The sequence below is a fragment of the Streptomyces sp. NPDC038213 genome (assembly GCF_055600495.1).
The window spans coordinates 523092-545075 of sequence record NZ_JBVJYM010000002.1; the positions used below are offsets into that span (position 1 = coordinate 523092).

The following is a 21984-nucleotide window of genomic DNA, read 5'->3' on the forward strand; positions in this document are numbered from 1 at the left end:
ACCGGGCGCGCCCTTCCGCGTACCGGCGGAGGCGTCAGTTGTGGCCGAACTTCTTCTGCTTGCCCTTGCGCGCCATGTCCATGGGGCTGGGGGACGCGCCGCCCGAGACGGGCGAGGACTCCGCCGAGCCCTTCGCCATGTCCGACGCGGACGAACGGACCTGCTGCTTGGCGGGCTGCTGGCGGTTCTTGTTCTTGGCCATGGTGAAGCCTCCTGTGAAGGGTGTAGGGGCCAGGGCCGCCTTCACACTCACATACCCCCTCACACCGCGCATTTTGGATCATTACCGTGCGTAATCGGTGGAACGTCTGCGGAACTTGGGGATCCGCCACGCCGGTGATCGAGTTCCGGCCGTCAACGCCCTTGCCGTCGGGCAGACTCGGGGAAAACCGAACCATCACCCGGGTCCCTCCCGGGGACCTCCGGGGAAGTGGGTGGAACGCGTGGACCGCTGCGTCGTCCTGGTGGATGCCGGCTACCTGCTGGGCGCCGCCGCGAGTCTCCTCGCCGGAGAGCCCTCGCGCTCCCGGATCACCGTCGACCACGCCGCCCTCATCCAGGGCCTGCGCGAACGGGCCGAGGCCGACACCGAACAGCCCCTCCTGCGCATCTACTGGTTCGACGGCGCACCCGACCGGGTGCCCCAGCCCGAACACCGCCGGCTGCGCGTCATGCCCCGGGTCACCGTCCGGCTCGGCGCCCTGACCCGCAGCGACGGCCGCTGGGCCCAGAAGGGCGTCGACGCCGCCATGCACGCCGAGCTCACCGAGCTGGCCAGAAACCGCGCCTGCTCCGACGTGGTCCTCGTCACCGGCGACGGCGACCTCCTGCCCGGACTCATGTCCGCCAAGGAGCACGGGGTCGCCGTCCACCTGTGGGCCGTCCAGGCCGCCGACGGGGACTACAACCAGTCCGAGGACCTCGTCGCCGAAGCCGACGAGCGGCGCGTCCTCGACCGCGCCTGGATCACCCGGGCCGTCCGCGCCAAGGACCTCGCCGGGATCTGCGCCCCGCCCCCCGCCCCCCGCCCCGAGATCCACGCCATCCTCTCCGCCCCGCTGCCCGAGGCCGCCCTCGCCGAGGCCGCCCGCAACGGCACCGCCCCCGCCACCCCGGCCCCCGGGCCCGCCGGGCCCGCCGGAGCGGCCGCCCCCGCCGCGCCCGCCCCCGCCGGGACCAAGGGCGTCCCCACCCCCAAGGACCTCGCCGCCCTCCGGGCGCCCGCCCACCCCCACGCCCCCGTCCCCGGCCCGCAGAGCCCCCCGCACAGCGGCTCCGCCACCCTGCGCTGGTCCTCCGACAAGGGCTGGATCGAGCGCGGCGGCCCCCTCGGCGAACCCGCCGAGACCGCCTCCCTGCCCACCCTCGCCCAGCTCACCAGCGCGGAGCAGCGCTGGGCCGACCGCGAGGAGGACATCACCACCGTCGGCGGCGACCCCTTCGAGGTCGGCCAGGTCTTCGCCCGCCGCTGGCTCGAACGGCTCCCCGAGACCGTCCACCTCCAGAAGCTCGCCACCCTCTACCCCCGCATCCCGCACCGCATCGACGGCGAGCTGCTCCGCTACGCCGCCCGCTTCGGCCTGCTCGCCCACAAGGACGACCAGATCGACGAACACGACCGCTACGCCATCCGCGCCGGGTTCTGGCGCGAGATCGACGTCCGCGCCGCCTCGGCCCCCCTCCCGGCCGCCCACCCGTCCCCGGTGCCCGAGTAGACCCCTCCACCGCCCGGCCCGGTCCCCGGACCGGACCCCCTCCACCGCCCAGCCCGGTCCCCGGACTGGGCGGAGTAGCGGCGTCCCCCGCCCCCCGGCGCCCCTCCCCGCCGCGAACCACGTAGGCTGCTCCCTCGTGAGTACGGGCACAGCGCAGGCGGGACAAGCCGCGGGACACGGCGACCGGGCCCCCGGGGCGGGGGCCGCCGCGCCCTCCGCTGCCGTCTGCACGGTGCGCGACCTGGTCAAGACCTACCCCCCGCTGCGCGGCGGCCGCGGCACCCCGGCCCTGCCGGAGGTACGGGCCACCGACGGGATCTCCCTGGAGATCCGCCGCGGCGAGATCTTCGGACTGCTCGGCCCCAACGGCGCCGGCAAGTCCACCCTCGTCCGCCAGCTGACCGGGCTGATGCGCCCCGACTCGGGCACCGTGGAACTCCTCGGCCACGACCTGGTGCGCCACCCCGAGCGGGCTGCGCGCCTGCTCGCGTACCTCGGGCAGGAGTCCACGGCCCTCGACGAGCTGACCGTCTCCCTGGCCGCCGAGACCACCGGCCGGCTGCGCGGGCTCGACGCCCGGACCGCCCGCGCCGAGCGCGACGCCGTCCTCGCCGAACTGGGTCTGGAACCGATCGCCGGGCGCCCCCTGAAGAAGCTCTCCGGAGGCCAGCGCCGGCTCGCCTGCTTCGCCGCCGCGCTGGTCGGCGAGCGGCCCGTACTCGTCCTCGACGAGCCGACCACCGGCATGGACCCGGTCGCGCGGCGGGCCGTCTGGAGCGCCGTGGACCGGCGGCGCGCCGAGCACGGCGCCACCGTCGTCCTCGTCACCCACAACGTCATCGAGGCCGAGACCGTCCTCGACCGGGTCGCCGTCATCGACCGCGGCCGCGTCATCGCCTGCGACACGCCCGCCGGACTGCGGGCCCGGGTCGCCGGCGAGGTCCGCGTCGAGCTGGTGTGGCGCGGGGCCCCGCCGCTCGACGTGCCCGAGGTCGCCGCGCTCCGGGCGGCCGCGACCGAGTCCGGCCGCCGCTGGGTGCTGCGGATGGGACCCGACGAGGCCCGCGCCGCGGTCGCCGCGATCACCGGCGGCCCGGCCTTCGCCGCCCTCGACGATTTCACGCTGGCCACCCCGAGCCTGGAGGACGTCTACCTGGCGCTCGGCGGCCGTACGAAGGGCCTGGTGAAGACGTGAGCACCGCGACCAACCCGCATCCCGCGACGGCGGCGGACCCCCCGGACCGCACCGCCCCCGCAGCCGCCCCCGCGCCGGCGGACCGGCCTTCCCCGGCCGCTCAGGCCGCCCCGGACACCGGCCCCGCCGCCGCGCCCGGATCCGCACCGGCGTCCGCACCCGCGACCGCCCCCGCCGAGCTGGCCCCCCGGGCGCGGCTGCTGCCCGCCCTGGCCGCGGTCTACCGGGCCCAGCTCTCCCGGGCCCGCGTGGCCCGGATCCCCCTGCTGTTCGTCGCCACCTTCCAGTCCGTCGGGATCATGGTCCTGATGCGCGGGGTGGTCGACGGGGGCAGCGAGGCCCGCGCCGTGGTCGCCGGCTCCTCGGTGCTCGTGGTCGCCTTCGTCGCCCTCAACCTGCTCGCCCAGTACTTCGGCCAGCTCCGCGCCTCCGGGGGGCTGGACCACTACGCCACCCTGCCGGTGCCGCCCGCCGCCGTCGTGCTCGGCGCGGCCGGCGCGTACGCCTCCTTCACCGTCCCCGGCACCCTCGTCACCGCCGTGTTCGGCTGCGTGCTCTTCGGCCTGCCCATGGGCGGCCTGTGGGTGCTCGCCGCAGTGGTCCCGCTGGCCGGGGCCGCCCTGGCGGGGCTCGGCGCGGCCCTCGGGCTGCTGGCCCCCCGCCAGGAGCTGGCCACCCTCGCGGGCCAGCTCGGCATGTCCGCGGCCCTGCTCCTGGGCGTGCTGCCCCCCGAGCGGATGCCCGCCCTGATCGTCTGGGCCCGCGACCTGCTCCCGTCCACGTACGGGGTCGAGGCCTTCGCCCGTACGTTCGCCCCGCACCCCGACTGGGCCGCGGTCGCCGCCGACCTGGCCGTCTGCGCGGGCGTGGGCGCCGCCTCGCTGGCCCTCGCCACGTGGGCGTACCGCCGAGCGGCGGTCCGCTGACACCGGCTCCCGCGCCACCTGGCACGATGTGGGGGTGACCGAAGCCTTCTCCCCGCCGCCCGCCGCGCCCGGCTCCCCCCACGACCCGGCAGCCGCCGGGGCCGACGCGGGACCGGACGGCCCCTCCCTGGCCGAGGACCTCAAGGCCGGCGCCGTGGTCACCCTGGCGGTGGCCTTCTCCGGACTGCTGCTGGGCCTGCTGTGGGCCTGGCTGGCACCGCGCGTGCAGTACGTGTCCAACGGCGAGGCGGTGTTCCTCCGGGACACCGAGAACGAGGGCCGCATCGGCGCCGACGGGGTCTTCTTCCTCCTGTCGCTGGGCCTCGGCGTCCTCAGCGGGCTGACGGTCTTCCTGGCCCGCCGCAGGGGCGGGGTCCCCGTGGTCGCCGGCCTGGCCCTCGGCTCCCTGATGGCCGCCCTGCTGGGCTGGCAGCTGGGCATGTGGCTGGGCCCCGACGGCGACGTGGTCTCCGCGGCGAAGGCCGCGGGCAAGGGCGTGCCCTTCGACGCCCCGCTCCAGCTGCTGGCGCACGGGGTGCTGCTGGTGTGGCCGATGGCCGCGCTGGCCACCCACCTGGCGATGGTGGGCATGTTCGGCCCCCGCGAGGCCGAACCGCTTCCGGGCTGGCCGGCGTACTACCAGCCGTACCCGCCGGTCCCCGGCTCCGGGGAGCCCGCCGCGCCCGGCGCCCCCGGCCCGTACGGCCCGCCGTCCGACGCCCGGCAGAACCCGTTCGCCGCCCCCGCGGACCCCGGGGCCGACACCCCGCCGAAGGGGTACGGGCCCCCGGCCGGCGGCCCGCAGAACCCGTTCGCCGCCCCGCAGGACCGGCCGCCGGCCCCCTGAGGCGCCGCTCCGGCCCCGGCCGCCGGCCTACCGGCGGGCGATCGGGGCCAGTACCGCCGAGGTCAGGGCGGCCAGGTCGGCCGGGGCGAGCTCGACCTCCAGGCCGCGGCGGCCCGCCGAGACGCAGATCGTCGCGTGCTCCGAGGCCGAGGAGTCCAGCACCGTCCGCAGCGGCCGCCGCTGGCCCAGCGGGGAGATCCCGCCCCGCACGTACCCCGACGAACGCTCGGCGGCCGCCGGATCGGCCATCGCGGCCCGCTTGCCGCCGACCGCCGAGGCCAGCGCCTTGAGGTCCAGCGAGCCCGCCACCGGCACCACGGCCACCGTCAGGGCCCCGTCCACCTCGGCCACCAGGGTCTTGAACACCCGGTCGGGGGACACCCCCAGCGCCTGCGCGGCCTCCTCGCCGTACGAGGCCGCCGCCGGGTCGTGCGCGTACGCGTGCACCGTGAACTCCAGGCCCGCGGCCGTCAGCGCCACCGTCGCCGGAGTGCCCCCGGCCGCGCCCTGCCCGGCCCTGCCCGGCTTCTCCCGCTTCTCCTTCTTCGCCACGGCGCGCGCCGTCAGTTCGGGCTCGTCGGGGCCCGGGTGAGCTCCACCGCGGGCAGCGAGGGCAGGTGCCGGATGACCGCCGTCTCGGTCTTCAGCAGCTTCAGCTCCTCCGCGAGCCGCGAAGCCGTGTCCGGGGCCTGGAGCAGCCGCTGCTTCGCCGGTACGTCCAGCACCGCGGCCGCCGCCACCAGGTACGACACCACCGAGGGCTCGTCGGGCAGCTCCGAACCGCCGCTCAGCGACCGCTCGCGCGCCCCCGCCAGCCGCTTCTGGTACGCGCGGAAGGCCCGCAGCACCGCCAGGGCCAGCTCCCCGCCGCCCTCGCCCGGCTCCTCCGGCAGCTCCTCCAGCTCGGCCGTCAGGTACGGCCCGTCGGCGGCCACCGACAGCAGCCGCACCCGGGTCGTCCCGGTCGCCAGCACCTCGAAGCTGCCGTCCTCGCGCTCGCGGATCGTCGCCGCGTCCGCGATGCAGCCCACGCGGTGGAAGGCCTGGACCGGGTCCGCCCCGAAGCCGGCCGCAGGGCCGCGCTCGGGCAGCGAGGTCGGGTCGGGCATGCCGGGCGCGGTCGGCGCCACCTCCCGGCCGTCGCGGATCGCCACGACGGCGAACCGGCGCGGCTCCTCCTCGGAGGTCTTGAGCAGGTCGCGCATCATGGCGCGATAGCGCTCCTCGAAGACGTTCAGGGGCAGCACGAGCCCCGGGAAGAGCACGGAGTTCAGCGGGAAGAGGGGCAGGCGAACGGAGGTCACGTCGGCCAGAGTAATGGCCGGGACACCGCCCCCGTCACCCCTGCACGCGCCCGCGACCGCCCCCGCACCCGCCCGCGACCGGCACCCGGCCCCGCCGCCCGCGCCCGCCGCGGCACCGGCCGCCCCACCGAACCCGGCCCCCGGCCCCGCCGCCCGCGGCCCGGCCGCCCGCTCACCCCCGTCTCAGCAGCCGGGACGCCCCCGCCGCCACCGTGGTCGCCAGCACCCAGCCCAGCAGCACCAGCACCGCCGCCGCCCACTGCCAGCCGCCCTCCAGCCGCCAGTACCCGTCCTGGCCGAGGTCGATCACCGGCAGCAGCACGTCCAGCGCGTACAGCACCGGATTCCACACGGGGTGCTCGTCCCCCTTGATCGAGGCCGGATCATGGCGGGAAAAGGCCGCCGCGCCCGCCGCCCACAGCACCGCCATCCACACGGCCGCCCGACCCGGCCGGTACCCGTAGGCCACCGTCCAGTCCTGGAGGTACCCCCACAGCTTCGCCGCCAGCGGCAGCGTCTCCCGGCGCCGCCGCTGCTTGGCCAGCAGCACCTCCCGCGCCTCCGCGTCCTCCCCGCTGGCCCGCAGCACCGCCGCCAGCCGCTCGTACGGCTCGGGGGAGTACTCGGGGGTCGCCGCCTCCACCCACTCCAGCCGCCGCGCCAGCGGGAACAGCCCGCGCGGCACCAGGAACTCGTACGAGAAGCCGTCCATCGAGACCAGCCCCGGGCCCGGCCAGCTCGTGGCCTGGTCCACCAGCTTGACCACCTTCGCCCCCGACAGCACCACCCGCCCCTGCTCGGGCCGCTCCCCGACGAACCGCAGCTCCGGGGTCTGGATCCGGCGCAGCGACAGCTCCTGGTCCCCGGCCAGCACGAACCGCGCCCCGTACAGGTCCACCGCGTCCCCGAAGCGCCCGTCGTCCAGCCGCAGCCCGCCCCGGCACTCGAAGCGCTGCACCCGCCCGCCGCGCCCCGCCGGGGTGTGCCCCAACCCGTACGGGGGAGTGGAGCCGGGGTCCCCGCCCGGGTCCAGGGCCACCGAGGTCAGGTAGAGCGTCCGCTCCACGGTCAGCTGCGGGGCGTTCAGCGCCCGCCTGCCGTACGGGTTGCGCAGCCGGGCCCCGCGCAGGCTCATCGACACCCCGACCTTCGCCCCGCGCAGGCTCACCTCCCCGTACGTCTCCAGCAGCTCGGCCTGGAAGTCCTGGCCCACCGACAGCCCGTCCGCCGCGATGGCCCGGCCCTTGCTGTCCCGCTGCACCACGGCCTGGCTGATCAGCAGGTCGGTGCCGATCTGCGCGTCCGTCAGCCGCACCCCGCGCGCCACCCGGCAGCGCGGCAGGTGCAGATCGCCCTCCGTGTGGATCCGGGAGGCCTCCAGCCGCGGTATCGAGCACCTGATCATCCGCAGGGTCGTGAACCGGGTCTCGGACAGTTGCACTTCGCTGTCGAAACGGCAGGCGTTCAGCTCCACGTACGGGTCCACCGTGCCGCCCGACAGCTCCAGGCGGCCGGTGATCCGGGCCCCCCGCAGCTTCAGCGACGGCACCCGGCCGGGCACCGCCGAGGGCCCGCTGAGCAGCAGTAACGCGATCACCTCGGCGCGCACGCTGCGCTCGGGACCCCAGGCCCGGTCGGCCATCGGGTCGTCGCGGTCCAGGGCGTGCGCGCTCAGGTCGCAGATGGTCCCGGTACGGAAGGCCCGCCACATCCGCAGCTCGGGCGGGCTGAGATCGGCCGGCGCCCCGTCCAGCGCACCGGGCTGTGCCTCGCGGACCTCGTCCACGGGAGGCCCCCCTTCCCCATCGGTCGTCCTTGCGAACGCTAGTGGTCGGCGGTGACATCCGGGGTGCGTATCAGCCAGTGATACAGGAGACCGGGTGCGGGAAGCGGTCTGAGAGAATCGGGATGTGATCTCTCGTATCGACCTGCGCGGTGACGCCCTCCCCGAGGGTGCCGCCCTGCGCGATCTGCTGCCCCGTGCCGAGTTCGACGTGGAAGCCGCCCTGGAGAAGGTGCGGCCCATCTGCGAGGACGTGCATCATCGCGGCACCGCGGCGCTGATCGAGTACGCGAAGAGGTTCGACGGGGTCGAGCTGGAGCAGGTCAGGGTGCCCGCCGAGGCCCTGGAGAAGGCCCTGGCCGCACTGGACCCGGCCGTCCGCGCCGCCCTGGAGGAGTCCATCCGGCGCGCCCGGACCGTGCACGCCGCGCAGCGCCGCTCGGAGCACACCACGCAGGTCGTGCCCGGCGGCACCGTCACCGAGAAGTGGGTCCCCGTCGAGCGCGTGGGCCTCTACGCGCCCGGCGGCCGCTCGGTGTACCCGTCGTCCGTGGTGATGAACGTCGTACCGGCCCAGGAGGCCGGCGTGGAGTCGATCGCCCTGGCCTCCCCGCCGCAGGCCGAGTTCGGCGGGCTGCCGCACCCGACGATCCTGGCCGCGTGCGCGCTGCTCGGCGTGGACGAGGTGTACGCGGCGGGCGGGGCCCAGGCCGTCGCCATGTTCGCGTACGGCACCGACGAGTGCGCCCCCGCCAACATGGTCACCGGCCCCGGCAACATCTGGGTCGCCGCCGCCAAGCGCTACTTCACCGGGAAGATCGGCATCGACACCGAGGCCGGTCCGACCGAGATCGCGGTCCTCGCGGACGCCACCGCCGACCCGGTGCACGTCGCCGCCGACCTGATCAGCCAGGCCGAGCACGACCCGCTGGCCGCCGCCGTGCTCGTCACGGACTCCGAGGAGCTCGCGGCCGCCGTCGAGCGGGAGCTGGAGCCGCAGGTCGCGGCCACCAAGCACGTCGAGGACCGGATCAGGCCCGCGCTCGCCGGCCGGCAGTCCGCGATCGTCCTGGTCCGCGACCTGGAGGACGGCCTCAAGGTCGTCGACGCGTACGGCGCCGAGCACCTGGAGGTGCAGACCGCCGACGCCGCCGCCCTGGCCGCCCGCGTCCGCAACGCCGGCGCGATCTTCGTGGGCCCCTGGGCCCCCGTCTCCCTCGGCGACTACTGCGCCGGGTCGAACCACGTGCTGCCCACCGGCGGCTGCGCCTGCCACTCCTCGGGCCTGTCCGTCCAGTCCTTCCTGCGCGGCATCCACATCGTGGACTACACGCGCGACGCGCTCGCCGAGGTCACCCACCACGTGGTGACCCTGGCCGAGGCCGAGGACCTGCCCGCGCACGGCGCCGCCCTCAAGGCGCGCTTCGAGTGGAAGGTGCCCGGCCAGTGACCGCGTACGACCGCGTCCGCATCGACGACCTGCCCGTCCGCGAGGAGCTCCGCGGCAAGTCCCCGTACGGCGCCCCCCAGCTCGACGTGCCCGTCCAGCTGAACACCAACGAGAACCCGTACGAGCTCCCCGAGCCCCTGGTCCGGCGGATCGCCGAGCGGGTCGCCGACGCGGCCCGCACCCTCAACCGCTACCCCGACCGGGACGCCGTCGAGCTGCGCACCGAGCTGGCGAAGTACCTCACGCGCACGGGCAAGCACCCGGTCGCCATGGAGAACGTCTGGGCCGCCAACGGCTCCAACGAGGTCCTCCAGCAGCTCCTGCAGACCTTCGGCGGCCCCGGCCGCACCGCGATCGGCTTCGAGCCCTCCTACTCCATGCACGGCCTGATCGCCCGCGGCACCGGCACCGGCTGGATCTCCGGCCCCCGCCGGGACGACTTCACCATCGACACCGCCGCGGCCGCGGCGGCCATCGCCGAGCACGCCCCCGACGTCGTCTTCGTCACCTCGCCCAACAACCCCACCGGCACCGCCGTCGCGGCGGACACCGTCCTCGCCCTGTACGAGGCCGCCCAGGCCGCGAAGGCGGCGACCGGCGGGGCCCTCGTGGTCGTGGACGAGGCCTACGTCGAGTTCAGCCACCGGGACTCGCTGCTGCCCCTCATCGCGGGCCGCCCGAACCTGGTCGTCTCCCGGACCATGTCCAAGGCCTTCGGCGCCGCCGGACTGCGCCTCGGCTACCTGGCCGCGCACCCCGCCGTGGTGGACGCCGTCCAGCTCGTGAGACTCCCGTACCACCTGTCGGCCGTCACCCAGGCCACGGCGCTCGCCGCCCTGGAGCACACCGACACCCTGCTCGGCTACGTCGAGCAGCTCAAGGCCGAGCGGGACCGCCTGGTCGCCGAACTGCGCGCCACCGGGTACGAGGTCACCGAATCCGACGCGAACTTCGTGCAGTTCGGGCGGTTCGAGGACTCCCACACCGCCTGGCAGAAGATCCTCGACCAGGGAGTCCTGGTCCGGGACAACGGAGTACCCGGATGGCTGCGGGTGACCGCGGGCACGCCGGCGGAGAACGACGCGTTCCTGGAAGCGGTTCGCGCACTGAAGAAGGAGCAGCAGGCATGAGCCGCATCGGACGGGTGGAGCGCACCACCAAGGAGACCTCTGTCCTGGTCGAGATAAACCTCGACGGCACCGGACGGGTCGACGTGTCGACGGGCGTCGGCTTCTACGACCACATGCTCGACCAGCTCGGCCGCCACGGCCTCTTCGACCTCACGGTCAAGACCGACGGCGACCTGCACATCGACTCGCACCACACCATCGAGGACACCGCCCTCGCCCTCGGCGCCGCCTTCAAGCAGGCCCTCGGCGACAAGGTCGGCATCTACCGCTTCGGCAACTGCACCGTGCCCCTGGACGAGTCCCTCGCCCAGGTCACCGTCGACCTCTCCGGCCGCCCGTACCTCGTGCACACCGAGCCCGAGAACATGGCGCCCATGATCGGCGCGTACGACACCACGATGACCCGCCACATCCTCGAGTCCTTCGTGGCCCAGGCCCAGATCGCCCTGCACGTGCACGTGCCGTACGGCCGCAACGCCCACCACATCGTGGAGTGCCAGTTCAAGGCCCTGGCCCGCGCCCTGCGCTACGCCAGCGAGCGCGACCCGCGCGCCGAGGGCATCCTGCCGTCCACGAAGGGCGCCCTCTAACCGTGACCGGTCTCTCCACCATCCTGATCGTCGTCGGCCTCTTCCTGCTCGGCGGCGTCTACTCCTTCAAGAAGCAGAAGATGCCCCGCAGCGTCATCCTGCTCCTCGCCATCGGCTCCGCGATGTGTCTGGCCGCCGGAGTCCTGCGAATCCAAGGAATCTGGGAATGAGCGCAGTGAGCCCCACGAAGAAGGTCGTGGTCTTCGACTACGGCTTCGGCAACGTCCGCTCCGCCGAGCGGGCCCTCGCCCGCGTCGGCGCCGAGGTCGAGATCACCCGCGACTACGACAAGGCCATGGACGCCGACGGACTCCTCGTCCCCGGAGTCGGCGCCTTCTCCGCCTGTATGCAGGGGCTCAAGGAGGCCCGCGGCGACTGGATCATCGGCCGCCGGCTCTCCGGCGGCCGCCCCGTCATGGGCATCTGCGTCGGCATGCAGATCCTCTTCGAGCGCGGCATCGAGCACGGCGTGGAGACCGAGGGCCTCGACGAGTGGCCCGGCACGGTCGAACCGCTCAAGGCGCCCATCGTGCCCCACATGGGCTGGAACACCGTCGAGGCCCCGGCCGACACCCAGGCCTTCGCCGGACTCGACGCCGACGCCCGCTTCTACTTCGTGCACTCCTACGCGGTCCGCCACTGGACCCTGGAGGTCGGCAACCCCAACATCCGCGCCCCCAAGGTCACCTGGGCCACCCACGGCGAGCCCTTCGTCGCGGCCGTGGAGAACCGCGCGCTGTGGGCCACCCAGTTCCACCCCGAGAAGTCCGGCGACGCCGGAGCCCAGCTCCTCACCAACTGGATCGAGACCCTCTGATGCCCGCACGCACCCTGGAGCTCCTGCCCGCCGTCGACGTCCGCGACGGCCAGGCCGTCCGCCTCGTCCACGGCGAGTCGGGCACCGAGACCTCGTACGGCTCCCCCCTCCAGGCCGCACTGGCCTGGCAGTCCTCCGGCGCCGAGTGGCTCCACCTCGTCGACCTCGACGCCGCCTTCGGCACCGGCGACAACCGCGACCTCGTCGCCGAGATCACCCGCGCCATGGACATCAAGGTCGAGCTCTCCGGAGGCATCCGCGACGACGCCTCCCTCGCCAAGGCCCTCGCCACCGGCTGCACCCGCGTCAACCTCGGCACCGCCGCCCTGGAGACCCCCGAGTGGGTCGCCAAGGTCATCGCCGAGCACGGCGACAAGATCGCCGTCGGCCTCGACGTCCGCGGCACCACCCTCAAGGGCCGCGGCTGGACCAGCGAGGGCGGGGACCTCTACGAGACCCTGGCCCGCCTCGACTCCGAGGGCTGCGCCCGCTACGTCCTCACCGACATCGGCCGCGACGGCACCCTCACCGGCCCCAACGTCGAGCTGCTGAAGAACGTCTGCGCCGCCACCGACCGGCCCGTCGTCGCCTCCGGCGGCGTCTCCTCCCTCGAGGACCTGCGGGTCCTCGCCGGCCTGGTGCCGGACGGGGTCGAGGGCGCCATCGTCGGCAAGGCCCTGTACGCCAAGGCCTTCACCCTGGAAGAGGCCCTGGAGGTGGTCTCCGCATGAGCACCGACACCACCCGCATCTCCTCCGGCGGCCCCTACGAGGACGCCATCGGCTACTCCCGCGCCGTGGCCCTGTCCAACGGGCTCGTCCTCGTCTCCGGCTGCACCGCCGCCGACGCGGGCGGCCCGTACGACCAGGCCAGGGCCGCCTTCGCGGTCGCCTTCAAGGCCCTGGAGCAGGCCGGACTCGGCCCGGAGCACGTCGTGCGCACCCGCATGTACCTCAGCCACGCGCGCGACGTGGAAGAGGTGGGCCGCGCCCACAAGGAGCTCTTCGACGCGGTCCGGCCCGCCGCGACCATGCTGATCGTCTCCGGGTTCGTGGACCCGTCGATGGTCGTCGAGGTCGAGGTCGAGGCCTACCGGGCGGTGGCGCCGTGACCCTCGCCGTACGCGTCATCCCCTGCCTGGACGTGGACAACGGCCGGGTCGTCAAGGGGGTCAACTTCCAGAACCTCCGCGACGCCGGGGACCCCGTCGAGATGGCCAAGCTGTACGACGCCGAGGGCGCCGACGAGCTGACCTTCCTCGACATCACGGCCTCCTCCGGCAACCGCGAGACCACCTACGACGTGGTGCGCCGCACCGCCGAGCAGGTGTTCATCCCGCTCACCGTGGGCGGCGGCGTGCGGTCGGCCGACGACGTGGACAAGCTGCTGCGCGCCGGCGCGGACAAGGTCGGCGTCAACACCGCCGCCATCGCCCGGCCCGAGCTCATCCAGGAGATCGCCGAGCGCTTCGGCCGGCAGGTCCTCGTCCTGTCCGTCGACGCCCGCCGGACGGACTCCGGATCCTTCGAGGTCACCACCCACGGCGGGCGCCGGGGCACCGGCATCGACGCCGTCGAGTGGGCGCACCGGGCCGCCGAGCTGGGTGCGGGCGAGATCCTGCTGAACTCGATGGACGCGGACGGGACGAAGGACGGGTACGACACCGAGATGATCGCGGCGGTGCGCAAGCACGTCACCGTGCCGGTGATCGCCTCCGGCGGGGCCGGGAGGCTCGCGGACTTCCCGCCGGCGGTGGCCGCGGGTGCGGACGCGGTCCTCGCGGCCTCCGTCTTCCACTTCGGCGACCTCCGCATCGGCCAGGTCAAGGACACCCTCCGCGAAGCGGGCCACCCGGTCCGCTGACCGTTCCCGGGGCTCCGTCCCAGACCCCGCGCCTCAATCGCCGGCGGGGCTTGATTTGCCGCCTGCGGCGGCAATATCAAGCCCGCGCGGCGATTGAGCGCACCGGGCGCGGAGCGCACGGAAACGGGGTCCGGGGCTTGCCCCGGTTTCGGGAAGGGGCGGGGTGGGGAACAGGCCCCGCGCAGCGGGACCCGGGGTCAGATGCCGAGGCTGGCCCGGGTGAGGGCCGCGACGGCGGCCTTCTCGCCGTCGAGGGAGACCGCGGCCGCCGCCTGCCGGCCGAAACAGAACAGCGTCAACTCCCCCGGCTCCCCGGTCACCGTCACCACCGGCGTCCCCTTGTGCGCCACCGCCGTCCGCCCGTCAGGCCGCCTCAGCACCAGCCCCACCGGCGACTTCCGTCCCGTCAGCCGGGCCAGCTTCTCCAGCCGCGACCACAGCGAGTCCGCGAAGACCCGGTCCAGCTCCCGCGGACTCCAGTCCGGCTGCGCCCGCCGCACGTCCTCCGCGTGCACGTAGAACTCGACCGCGTTCGCCGCCTCGTCCAGCTGCTTCAGCGCGTACACCGACATCTTCGGCGGCCCCGTCCGGATCAGCTGGATGAGCTCCTCGTACGGCTTCGCCCCGTACTCCTCCATCGCCTTGTCGAGCCGCCCCTTCAGGGCCCCCAGGAGCAGCCCGCCCGCCGCGTCCGGACGGCGCTCCCGTACGACGACATGGGCGGCCAGCTCACGGGTCCGCCAGCCCTCGCACAGGGTCGGCGCCTCGGGCCCGGCCTGCTCCAACAGGTCAGCAAGCAGCAGTCGTTCACGCTTCGCATGGGTAGACATGGCCGCCACCCTACGGCGCAAAACCCGCTCCTGCCCGCCCACCTGGCGGACAGCCTTTTCCGGCCCCTCCGGCCGGACGGCACAATGGCCCCCATGAGCACGCCCGACACCCCCAGCGGCCTCGACCCGGCCATCGCCGCCCGCCTCAAGCGCTCCGCGGACGGCCTGGTGCCCGCCATCGCCCAGCAGTACGACACCGGTGAGGTGCTCATGCTCGGCTGGATGGACGACGAGGCGCTGCACCGGACCCTGACCACCGGACGCTGCACGTACTGGTCGCGCAGCCGCCGCGAGTACTGGGTGAAGGGGGATACTTCCGGCCATGTCCAGCACGTGAAGTCGGTCGCCCTCGACTGCGACGCCGACACCGTCCTGGTCAAGGTGGACCAGGTGGGCGCCGCCTGCCACACAGGCGCCCGGACGTGCTTCGACGCCGACCAGCTCCCGCTCTCGCACTAGGCAGGCACCCACCCCATGGATCTCGACACGTTCCGCAAGCTGGCCGTCGACCGCCGCGTCATTCCGGTCATCCGCAAGCTGCTCGCCGACGGGGACACCCCGGTCGGCCTCTACCGCAAGCTCGCGGCCGAGCGCCCCGGGACCTTCCTGCTGGAGTCCGCGGAGAACGGCCGGACCGGCCAGCTGTGGTCCCGTTACTCCTTCATCGGGGTCCGCAGCGCCGCCACCCTCACCGCCCGCGACGGCGAGGCGCACTGGATCGGCACCCCGCCCGTCGGCGTCCCCGTCTCGGGCGACCCGCTGGACGCCCTGCGGCACACCGTGGAGGCCCTGCACACCCCCCGCGACCTGGCCGGGACCTACGAGGGCACGGTGCCGCCCTTCACCGGCGGCATGGTCGGCTACCTCGGCTACGACGTCGTACGGCGCCTGGAGCGGATCGGCGAGCACGGCAGCGACGACCTGCAGCTGCCCGAGCTGACCATGCTCCTCACCTCCGACCTGGCGGTCCTCGACCACTGGGACGGCACGGTCCTGCTGATCGCCAACGCCATCAACCACAACGACCTCGACAGCGGGGTGGACGAGGCGTACGCCGACGCCGTGGCCCGGCTCGACGCGATGGAGGCCGACCTGGCCCGCCCCGCGCCCTACGCCCCGGCCCCGCTGCCCGCCTCCGAGCTGCCCGGGTTCACCGCGCTGTGGGGCGGCGAGGCCTACCAGCGGGCCGTCGAGGACATCAAGGAGCGGATCCGGGCGGGCGAGGCCTTCCAGGTCGTGCCCTCGCAGCGGTTCGAGACCCCCTGCGAGGCCTCCGCCCTCGACGTGTACCGGGTCCTGCGGGCCACGAACCCCTCCCCGTACATGTACCTCTTCCGCTTCGACGGGTTCGACGTGGTCGGCTCCAGCCCCGAGGCCCTCGTCAAGGTCGAGGACGGCCGGGCCATGGTCCACCCCATCGCCGGCACCCGGCACCGCGGGGCCACCCCGCAGGAGGACCACGACCTCGCCGAGGAGCTGCTCGCCGACCCCAAGGAGCGCGCCGAGCACCTGATGCTCGTCGACCTGGGGCGCAACGACCTCGGGCGGGTCTGCGAGCCCGGCTCCGTCGAGGTCGTCGACTTCATGTCGATCGAGCGGTACTCCCACGTCATGCACATCGTCTCCACCGTGACGGGGAAGGTCGCCGAGGGCCGCACCGCCTTCGACGTGCTCACCGCCTGCTTCCCGGCCGGCACCCTCTCCGGCGCCCCCAAGCCCCGGGCCATGCAGATCATCGAGGAGCTGGAGCCCTCCCGCCGCGGCCTGTACGGCGGCTGCGTCGGCTACCTGGACTTCGCGGGCGACTCCGACACCGCCATCGCCATCCGTACGGCGCTGCTGCGCGACGGCACGGCGTACGTCCAGGCCGGCGCGGGCGTGGTCGCGGACTCCGACCCGGTCGCGGAGGACAACGAGTGCCGCAACAAGGCCGCCGCCGTCCTGCGCGCGGTCGGCGCCGCCAACCGGCTGCACCGCCGCAGCCAGGGCTGACGCCGGGCCTGGCGCCGGGGCCGCGGAACCGGTAGGGGATAGTGGGGTACGTGAGTGCCGTACCCCAGCCCCGAACCGATGCCGAGTCCGACCGCCCGGCCGGCGGCGCACCCGCCGACCGCGGCGGCAGCCGCCGCAGCGTGGCCGTGGCCCTGCTGACCGGCGCGCTCGGCGCCACCGTCGTCCTGCTGGCCTCCGGCCGCACCTGGGCCCGCGGCACCGCCGACGTGGCGGGCGGGTCCCTCCCGCTGTCCGCCGACGGCACCGCCGTCACCGGGGTGCCCGCCGCCCTGGCGATCGTCGGGCTGGCGGCCCTGGTCGCCGTGTTCGCCGTCCGCGGCGCCGGCCGGACCGCGGTCTCGGCCCTGCTCGCGCTCAGCGGCGCGGGCGCCGTCCTGGCCTCCGTGTCCGGCGCGGCCGACAGTGCGGCCCTGGACGACCAGGCGGCCCGCACCGCCGCGGACACCGCGGCCACGGTCGCCGGACTGACCCACACCGCCTGGCCGTACGTCACGGCCGCCGGCGGTGTGCTGATCCTGCTCGCCGGACTGCTCGCCCTGCGGTTCGGGAAGGCCTGGCCCGCCATGGGCGGCCGCTACGAGCGCGAGGGCGGCGCCCGGGTCCGCCGGGCCGCCCCCCGGGTGGACCCGGACCGGCCCGAGGACCTGTGGAAGGCCCTCGACCGGGGCGAGGACCCCACGGGCTGAGCCCCCCGGGCGGCCCTGCGGGCCGGGCCCCGGATCCGCCGCAGGCGGGCCCCGCGCGCGGCGCGCAGCGAGCGCGTGCCGCGCGCCCACCCCCCGGCCGGGACCCCGGTCACCGGTGCGGGACAATGGATCCCGAGCGTTCGACACAGCACGTTCGACAGAGCAACGAGGAGCAACTCATGGCGGGCAGTAGCCACGGACACACCCCGGCCGCCTGGACCGGTGTCATCATCGCCTTCATCGGTTTCTGCATCTCCGGCGCCTTCATGGTTCTGGCCAACCCGCTCGGCTTCTGGGCCGGCCTGGTCGTGGTCGCGCTGGGCGGTGTCGTCGGCATGGCGATGCGGGCCGCGGGCATGGGCGCGAAGAAGCCGGTCCGCTCCCTGGAGGGCGCCAAGGCCTGAGGCCGCGGCGCACCGCCTCCGGACTCCGGCGCACGGAGCCCCCGGGGCGGGGCAGGACACCGGTACGCACGCACACGCCCGTACGCACGCATACGCAGAGGCGCGCATGCGCACGTAGGCGCGTACCCGGAAAGGCGCGGCCCCCTCGGGCTGCGCCTTTCGGCGTCTGCGGCGACAATCACCGGGTGGACGCCCCCCGTACTCCCGAAGCCCCCGCCGCACCGGACGCCCCGGCCGCGGCACCGGCAGGCCCCGCCGGACCGGCCCCCGGATCCGCCGGGCCCGTGCCGCCGCCCTCCCGGGCCCGGCGCCTCGGCCCCCCGTTGCTCGCCCTCGCCGGGGTCGGTGCGGCCTTCGCGTACGTCGGCACCGTCGACCCGAACGAGCCCGGCCACTACCCGGTCTGCCCCCTGCTGCGCCTGACCGGCATCCTGTGCCCCGGCTGCGGCGGACTGCGCAGCGCGCACGCGTTCGCGCAGGGCGATCTCGCCACCGCCGTCGGCGCGAACGCGCTGGCCGTCGCCGGCTACTTCGTCTTCTTCGCGTTCACCGCCCTGTGGCTGGTCCGGGCCTGGCGCGGCGGACCCAAGCCCTCCACCGCCCTCAAACCCGTCTGGTGGTGGGTGATCGGCACGGTCGCCCTGGTCTTCAGCGTGGTGCGCAACCTGCCCTTCGGCGCGGCCCTGGCCCCCTGACCAGGGCGCGCCCGGCCTCTGAATAGGGCATTCCGAATGTCCAGGTGGTGGGACGCCGTCAACCGCGTGCGGAGCGGAAGCCCTCCTGCGGATACCATTTGGAGTGCCGGTCCCGCAGGTCCCACCGACCCGCACGGCCGGCCGACCATCGTCACCTACCCGGAAGGGGGCCGCTCGCGTGAGTGTGCTCGACGAGATCATCGAAGGGGTCCGCGCCGACCTCGCCGAGCGGCAGGCGCGTGTCAGCCTCGACGAGCTCAAGGAGCGTGCCGCCAAGGCGCCCCAGGCGAAGGACGGCGTCGCGGCCCTGCGCGGCGACGGTGTCAAGGTGATCTGCGAGGTGAAGCGGTCCAGCCCCTCCAAGGGCGCCCTGGCCGCCATCGCCGACCCCGCCGGGCTCGCCGCCGACTACGAGGCGGGCGGCGCGGCCGTGATCTCGGTCCTCACCGAGCAGCGCCGCTTCGGCGGTTCGCTGGCCGACCTGGAGGCCGTCCGCGCCCGGGTCGACATCCCGATCCTCCGCAAGGACTTCATCGTCACGGCGTACCAGCTCTGGGAGGCCCGCGCCTACGGTGCCGACCTCGCCCTGCTGATCGTCGCGGCCCTGGAGCAGGAGGCCCTGGTCTCCCTCATCGAGCGCGCCGAGTCCATCGGCCTGACCCCGCTGGTCGAGGTCCACGACGAGGAGGAGGTCGAGCGGGCCGTGGCCGCGGGCGCCAAGATCATCGGCGTCAACGCGCGCAACCTGAAGACCCTCGAGGTGGACCGTTCGACCTTCGAGCGGGTCGCCCCGGAGATCCCGGCGGGAATCGTCAAGATCGCCGAGTCCGGCATCCGCGGACCGCACGACCTGATCGCCTACGCCAACGAGGGCGCCGACGCCGTACTCGTCGGCGAATCCCTGGTCACCGGCCGCGACCCCAAGGCGGCCGTGGCCGACCTGGTCGCCGCCGGCGCCCACCCCGCCCTGCGGCACGGCCGGAGCTGACCCTCCCGTGACCGCCGCCCGCCGCCTGCGCCGCCCGACCCCGAGCACCCGCTCGGGGCTGGCCGGCGTGCGCGCGGGCGCCCCGGGGGCCGACCGGCACGCCCCGCTCGCCCGCGGCTGCCGCCCGCGCGGCTGCCGCGCCCCGGCCCGCCGCGTCCTCGGCCGCCGGGTGCGCTACATCCTCGGATCGGAGCCGGGGCAGGTCAACGGCATGCGATGGCGCGCCCACGCTGCGCCGCAGGCGGAAGGTGCCCTTCCGCTCCGCTAGGCCTCCCCGGGACCGTGTCCGCACCGCACCGCATGCGCGCGTACGCACCCCCGTCCGCGACGGCCCCGTCCGCCCCGTACCCCGTACGGCCGCGCACGGCACGCCGCCCGTACGGCCCTCCCCGGCAGCCCCGCGCGAGCCGCCGGCCCGCCCGCCGCCGCCCCGCAGCGTCCGCCCGGCCCCACGGGCCCCGGCCGTCCCGGCCGCGGCGTGCCCGCCCCCTCCCCGGGGTGCGCGCAGCGCCGCCGCCGGCCCGGCCCGCGGACCCCGTACGGCCGGACGACCGGACCTGCGCGCTGCGGCCGCCTCCGCCCGCGCGGCGCATACGGTGACACCACCCGAAGCTTCCGAGAGGTACGTACTGGCATGTCCAGCGAGTTCTTCATCCCCGACCACCAGGGCCCGGTCCCGAACGCCGAGGGCTACTTCGGCGACTTCGGCGGCAAGTTCATCCCGGAGGCGCTCGTCGCCGCCGTGGACGAGGTCGCCGTCGAGTACGACAAGGCCAAGAACGACCCCGCCTTCATCGCCGAGCTGGGCGACCTGATGGTCAACTACACCGGCCGGCCCAGCGCCCTCACCGAGGTCCCGCGGTTCGCCGAGCACGCGGGCGGCGCGCGGATCTTCCTCAAGCGCGAGGACCTGAACCACACCGGCTCCCACAAGATCAACAACGTGCTCGGCCAGGCCCTGCTCACCAAGCGGATGGGCAAGACCCGCGTCATCGCCGAGACCGGCGCCGGGCAGCACGGCGTCGCCACCGCCACCGCCTGCGCCCTCTTCGGCCTCGAGTGCACCGTCTACATGGGCGAGATCGACACCCAGCGCCAGGCCCTCAACGTGGCCCGGATGCGGATGCTCGGCGCCGAGGTCATCGCCGTGAAGTCCGGTTCGCGCACCCTCAAGGACGCGATCAACGAGGCCTTCCGCGACTGGGTGGCCAACGTCGACCGCACCCACTACCTCTTCGGCACGGTCGCCGGCCCCCACCCCTTCCCGGCGATGGTCCGCGACTTCCACCGCGTCATCGGCGTCGAGGCCCGCCGCCAGATCCTGGAGCGCGCCGGGCGCCTGCCCGACGCCGTCGCGGCCTGCGTCGGCGGCGGCTCCAACGCCATCGGCCTCTTCCACGCCTTCGTCCCGGACGCCGGCGTCCGCCTGGTCGGCTTCGAGCCCGCCGGGCACGGGGTCGAGACCGGAGAGCACGCGGCCACCCTGACCGCGGGCGAGCCCGGCATCCTGCACGGCTCCCGCTCCTACGTCCTCCAGGACGAGGAGGGCCAGATCACCGAGCCGTACTCGATCTCGGCCGGCCTGGACTACCCGGGCATCGGACCCGAGCACGCGTACCTGAAGGACACCGGCCGCGGCGAGTACCGCGCGGTGACCGACGACGCCGCGATGCAGGCCCTGCGCCTGCTCTCGCGCACCGAGGGCATCATCCCGGCCATCGAGTCCGCGCACGCCCTCGCGGGCGCCCTCGAACTGGGCCGGGAGCTGGGCGGTGACGGCCTGCTGGTCGTCAACCTGTCCGGCCGCGGCGACAAGGACATGGACACGGCCGCCCGCTACTTCGGGCTGTACGACGCGGAGGGGGAGCAGAAGTGAGCCAGGGGAACATCCAGCTGCTGGGCGACACCCTCGCCAAGGCGAAGTCCGAGGACCGCGCGGCCCTCGTCGCCTACCTGCCCGCCGGCTTCCCGACGGTCGACGGCGGCATCGAGGCCGTCAAGGCCGTCATCGCGGGCGGCGCGGACGTGGTCGAGGTCGGCCTGCCGCACAGCGACCCGGTCCTCGACGGCCCGGTCATCCAGACCGCCGACGACATCGCCCTGCGCGGCGGGGTGAAGATCGCCGACGTGATGCGGACGGTCCGGGAGGCCCACGCGGCCACCGGGGCCCCCGTGCTGGTCATGACGTACTGGAACCCGATCGACCGCTACGGCGTCGAGCGCTTCACCGCCGAGCTCGCGGCCGCGGGCGGCGCCGGGTGCATCCTGCCCGACCTGCCGGTCCAGGAGTCCGCGCTGTGGCGCGAGCACGCGGCGAAGCACGGTCTGGCCACCGTCTTCGTCGTCGCGCCGAGCAGCAGGGACGAGCGGCTCGCCACGATCACCGAGGCGGGCAGCGGCTTCGTGTACGCGGCCTCGCTGATGGGGGTCACCGGCACCCGCGCCTCGGTCGGCGCGCAGGCGCAGGACCTGGTGGAGCGCACCCGCCGCACCACCGACCTGCCGGTCTGCGTGGGCCTCGGCGTCTCCAACGCCGCCCAGGCCAAGGAGGTCGCGGGCTTCGCCGACGGGGTGATCGTCGGCTCGGCCTTCGTCCAGCGGCTGCTGGACGCGCCGGACCTCGCCGCGGGCCTGGAGTCCGTACGGTCCCTGGCCGCCGAGCTCGCCGAGGGCGTACGGCGGGGCTGAACGCAGAGTGACGAATCCGGGCTTAACGATCTTCAACGAGAACGGTCTGTAGTCCGTTCG

General features: G+C 74.7%; 26 protein-coding genes. 21 read left to right on the forward strand and 5 right to left on the reverse strand.

The annotated features are described in order from the left end of the window. Positions 1-34: 34 nt before the first annotated feature. Positions 35-202, reverse strand: a complete 168-nt coding sequence (locus ACZ7JZ_RS05050; RefSeq protein ID WP_470933266.1) for a hypothetical protein — start codon at positions 200-202, stop codon at positions 35-37. Between the two features lie 232 nt (positions 203-434). Between ACZ7JZ_RS05050 and ACZ7JZ_RS05055 the strand changes: the two genes are divergently transcribed. From ACZ7JZ_RS05055 to ACZ7JZ_RS05070, 4 genes are all read left to right on the forward strand, one after another. Beyond that, entirely contained in the window at positions 435-1715 is a 1281-nt protein-coding gene (locus ACZ7JZ_RS05055) for an NYN domain-containing protein (protein ID WP_470933268.1), read from the forward strand. Positions 1716-1851: 136 nt separating this feature from the next. Beyond that, positions 1852-2910 carry an ABC transporter ATP-binding protein gene (locus tag ACZ7JZ_RS05060; protein WP_470933270.1) on the forward strand — a complete coding sequence of 353 codons (1059 nt, stop codon included), beginning with the start codon at positions 1852-1854 and terminating at the stop codon, positions 2908-2910. 179 nt (positions 2911-3089) lie between these two features. Beyond that, positions 3090-3836, forward strand: a complete 747-nt coding sequence (locus ACZ7JZ_RS05065) for an ABC transporter permease (RefSeq protein WP_470933418.1) — start codon at positions 3090-3092, stop codon at positions 3834-3836. Between the two features lie 34 nt (positions 3837-3870). Then, positions 3871-4683: a hypothetical protein gene (locus ACZ7JZ_RS05070; protein WP_470933271.1), complete on the forward strand. Its 813-nt coding sequence runs from the start codon at positions 3871-3873 to the stop codon at positions 4681-4683. A gap of 27 nt (positions 4684-4710) precedes the next feature. Here the strand turns inward: ACZ7JZ_RS05070 and ybaK are convergent, their stop codons facing one another. The 3 genes from ybaK to ACZ7JZ_RS05085 all read right to left on the reverse strand — a co-directional run bounded on the left by ybaK (position 4711) and on the right by ACZ7JZ_RS05085 (position 7698). Further along, positions 4711-5235: a Cys-tRNA(Pro) deacylase gene (gene ybaK, locus ACZ7JZ_RS05075; protein WP_470933273.1), complete on the reverse strand. Its 525-nt coding sequence runs from the start codon at positions 5233-5235 to the stop codon at positions 4711-4713. Positions 5236-5246: 11 nt separating this feature from the next. Beyond that, positions 5247-5987: an LON peptidase substrate-binding domain-containing protein gene (locus tag ACZ7JZ_RS05080; protein ID WP_470933275.1), complete on the reverse strand. Its 741-nt coding sequence runs from the start codon at positions 5985-5987 to the stop codon at positions 5247-5249. A 172-nt stretch (positions 5988-6159) separates the two neighbouring features. Then, on the reverse strand, positions 6160-7698 hold the full coding sequence (locus tag ACZ7JZ_RS05085) for an oxidoreductase (protein ID WP_470933420.1): 1539 nt from the start codon (positions 7696-7698) through the stop codon (positions 6160-6162). 199 nt (positions 7699-7897) lie between these two features. On the opposite strand from ACZ7JZ_RS05085, the gene hisD reads away from it, so the two are divergent. Genes hisD through hisF form a run of 8 tightly spaced genes read left to right on the forward strand, consistent with a single transcriptional unit; the run spans position 7898 to position 13620 of the window. Then, positions 7898-9220 carry a histidinol dehydrogenase gene (gene hisD, locus ACZ7JZ_RS05090; protein WP_470933277.1) on the forward strand — a complete coding sequence of 441 codons (1323 nt, stop codon included), beginning with the start codon at positions 7898-7900 and terminating at the stop codon, positions 9218-9220. Beyond that, the gene (locus ACZ7JZ_RS05095; protein ID WP_470933278.1) at positions 9217-10350 is read left to right on the forward strand and encodes a histidinol-phosphate transaminase; all 1134 of its coding nucleotides are present in this window, start codon (positions 9217-9219) and stop codon (positions 10348-10350) included. Before hisD ends, ACZ7JZ_RS05095 begins: the two co-directional genes overlap by 4 nt. Then, a complete protein-coding gene (gene hisB / locus ACZ7JZ_RS05100) occupies positions 10347-10940 on the forward strand; it encodes an imidazoleglycerol-phosphate dehydratase HisB (RefSeq protein WP_470933280.1) in 594 nt (197 codons plus the stop codon). Before ACZ7JZ_RS05095 ends, hisB begins: the two co-directional genes overlap by 4 nt. A 2-nt stretch (positions 10941-10942) precedes the next feature. Beyond that, the gene (locus ACZ7JZ_RS05105) at positions 10943-11110 is read left to right on the forward strand and encodes a hypothetical protein (RefSeq protein WP_470933282.1); all 168 of its coding nucleotides are present in this window, start codon (positions 10943-10945) and stop codon (positions 11108-11110) included. Further along, on the forward strand, positions 11107-11757 hold the full coding sequence (gene hisH, locus ACZ7JZ_RS05110) for an imidazole glycerol phosphate synthase subunit HisH (RefSeq protein WP_470933284.1): 651 nt from the start codon (positions 11107-11109) through the stop codon (positions 11755-11757). Before ACZ7JZ_RS05105 ends, hisH begins: the two co-directional genes overlap by 4 nt. Then, positions 11757-12488, forward strand: coding sequence for a bifunctional 1-(5-phosphoribosyl)-5-((5-phosphoribosylamino)methylideneamino)imidazole-4-carboxamide isomerase/phosphoribosylanthranilate isomerase PriA (gene priA, locus ACZ7JZ_RS05115; RefSeq protein ID WP_470933286.1), 732 nt, complete (start codon positions 11757-11759; stop codon positions 12486-12488). Before hisH ends, priA begins: the two co-directional genes overlap by 1 nt. Continuing rightward, positions 12485-12868 (forward strand): RidA family protein, encoded by a 384-nt coding sequence (locus tag ACZ7JZ_RS05120; protein ID WP_470933288.1) that lies wholly within the window; start codon positions 12485-12487, stop codon positions 12866-12868. The genes priA and ACZ7JZ_RS05120 overlap by 4 nt, the downstream gene beginning before the upstream one ends. Next, the gene (hisF, locus tag ACZ7JZ_RS05125; protein ID WP_470933290.1) at positions 12865-13620 is read left to right on the forward strand and encodes an imidazole glycerol phosphate synthase subunit HisF; all 756 of its coding nucleotides are present in this window, start codon (positions 12865-12867) and stop codon (positions 13618-13620) included. Before ACZ7JZ_RS05120 ends, hisF begins: the two co-directional genes overlap by 4 nt. A 197-nt stretch (positions 13621-13817) precedes the next feature. On the opposite strand, the gene ACZ7JZ_RS05130 is transcribed toward hisF, so the two are convergent. Next, entirely contained in the window at positions 13818-14450 is a 633-nt protein-coding gene (locus tag ACZ7JZ_RS05130; RefSeq protein WP_470933292.1) for a TIGR03085 family metal-binding protein, read from the reverse strand. 93 nt (positions 14451-14543) lie between these two features. On the opposite strand from ACZ7JZ_RS05130, the gene hisI reads away from it, so the two are divergent. The 9 genes from hisI to trpA all read left to right on the forward strand — a co-directional run bounded on the left by hisI (position 14544) and on the right by trpA (position 21924). After that, the gene (hisI, locus tag ACZ7JZ_RS05135) at positions 14544-14909 is read left to right on the forward strand and encodes a phosphoribosyl-AMP cyclohydrolase (RefSeq protein WP_470933294.1); all 366 of its coding nucleotides are present in this window, start codon (positions 14544-14546) and stop codon (positions 14907-14909) included. 15 nt (positions 14910-14924) lie between these two features. Then, positions 14925-16442 carry an anthranilate synthase component I gene (locus ACZ7JZ_RS05140; RefSeq protein ID WP_470933295.1) on the forward strand — a complete coding sequence of 506 codons (1518 nt, stop codon included), beginning with the start codon at positions 14925-14927 and terminating at the stop codon, positions 16440-16442. Positions 16443-16483: 41 nt separating this feature from the next. Further along, on the forward strand, positions 16484-17149 hold the full coding sequence (locus ACZ7JZ_RS05145; RefSeq protein ID WP_470933297.1) for a TIGR02234 family membrane protein: 666 nt from the start codon (positions 16484-16486) through the stop codon (positions 17147-17149). Between the two features lie 179 nt (positions 17150-17328). Continuing rightward, on the forward strand, positions 17329-17553 hold the full coding sequence (locus ACZ7JZ_RS05150; protein ID WP_470933299.1) for an HGxxPAAW family protein: 225 nt from the start codon (positions 17329-17331) through the stop codon (positions 17551-17553). A gap of 185 nt (positions 17554-17738) precedes the next feature. Further along, positions 17739-18248: a DUF2752 domain-containing protein gene (locus ACZ7JZ_RS05155; protein WP_470933301.1), complete on the forward strand. Its 510-nt coding sequence runs from the start codon at positions 17739-17741 to the stop codon at positions 18246-18248. Between the two features lie 178 nt (positions 18249-18426). Continuing rightward, positions 18427-19236, forward strand: a complete 810-nt coding sequence (gene trpC, locus ACZ7JZ_RS05160) for an indole-3-glycerol phosphate synthase TrpC (RefSeq protein WP_470933303.1) — start codon at positions 18427-18429, stop codon at positions 19234-19236. A 7-nt stretch (positions 19237-19243) separates the two neighbouring features. Further along, positions 19244-19504 carry a tryptophan biosynthesis modulator TrpM gene (gene trpM, locus ACZ7JZ_RS05165; RefSeq protein ID WP_470933305.1) on the forward strand — a complete coding sequence of 87 codons (261 nt, stop codon included), beginning with the start codon at positions 19244-19246 and terminating at the stop codon, positions 19502-19504. A 366-nt stretch (positions 19505-19870) separates the two neighbouring features. Then, a complete protein-coding gene (gene trpB / locus ACZ7JZ_RS05170) occupies positions 19871-21112 on the forward strand; it encodes a tryptophan synthase subunit beta (protein WP_470933307.1) in 1242 nt (413 codons plus the stop codon). After that, positions 21109-21924, forward strand: a complete 816-nt coding sequence (trpA, locus tag ACZ7JZ_RS05175; RefSeq protein ID WP_470933309.1) for a tryptophan synthase subunit alpha — start codon at positions 21109-21111, stop codon at positions 21922-21924. The genes trpB and trpA overlap by 4 nt, the downstream gene beginning before the upstream one ends. Positions 21925-21984 lie beyond the last annotated feature (60 nt).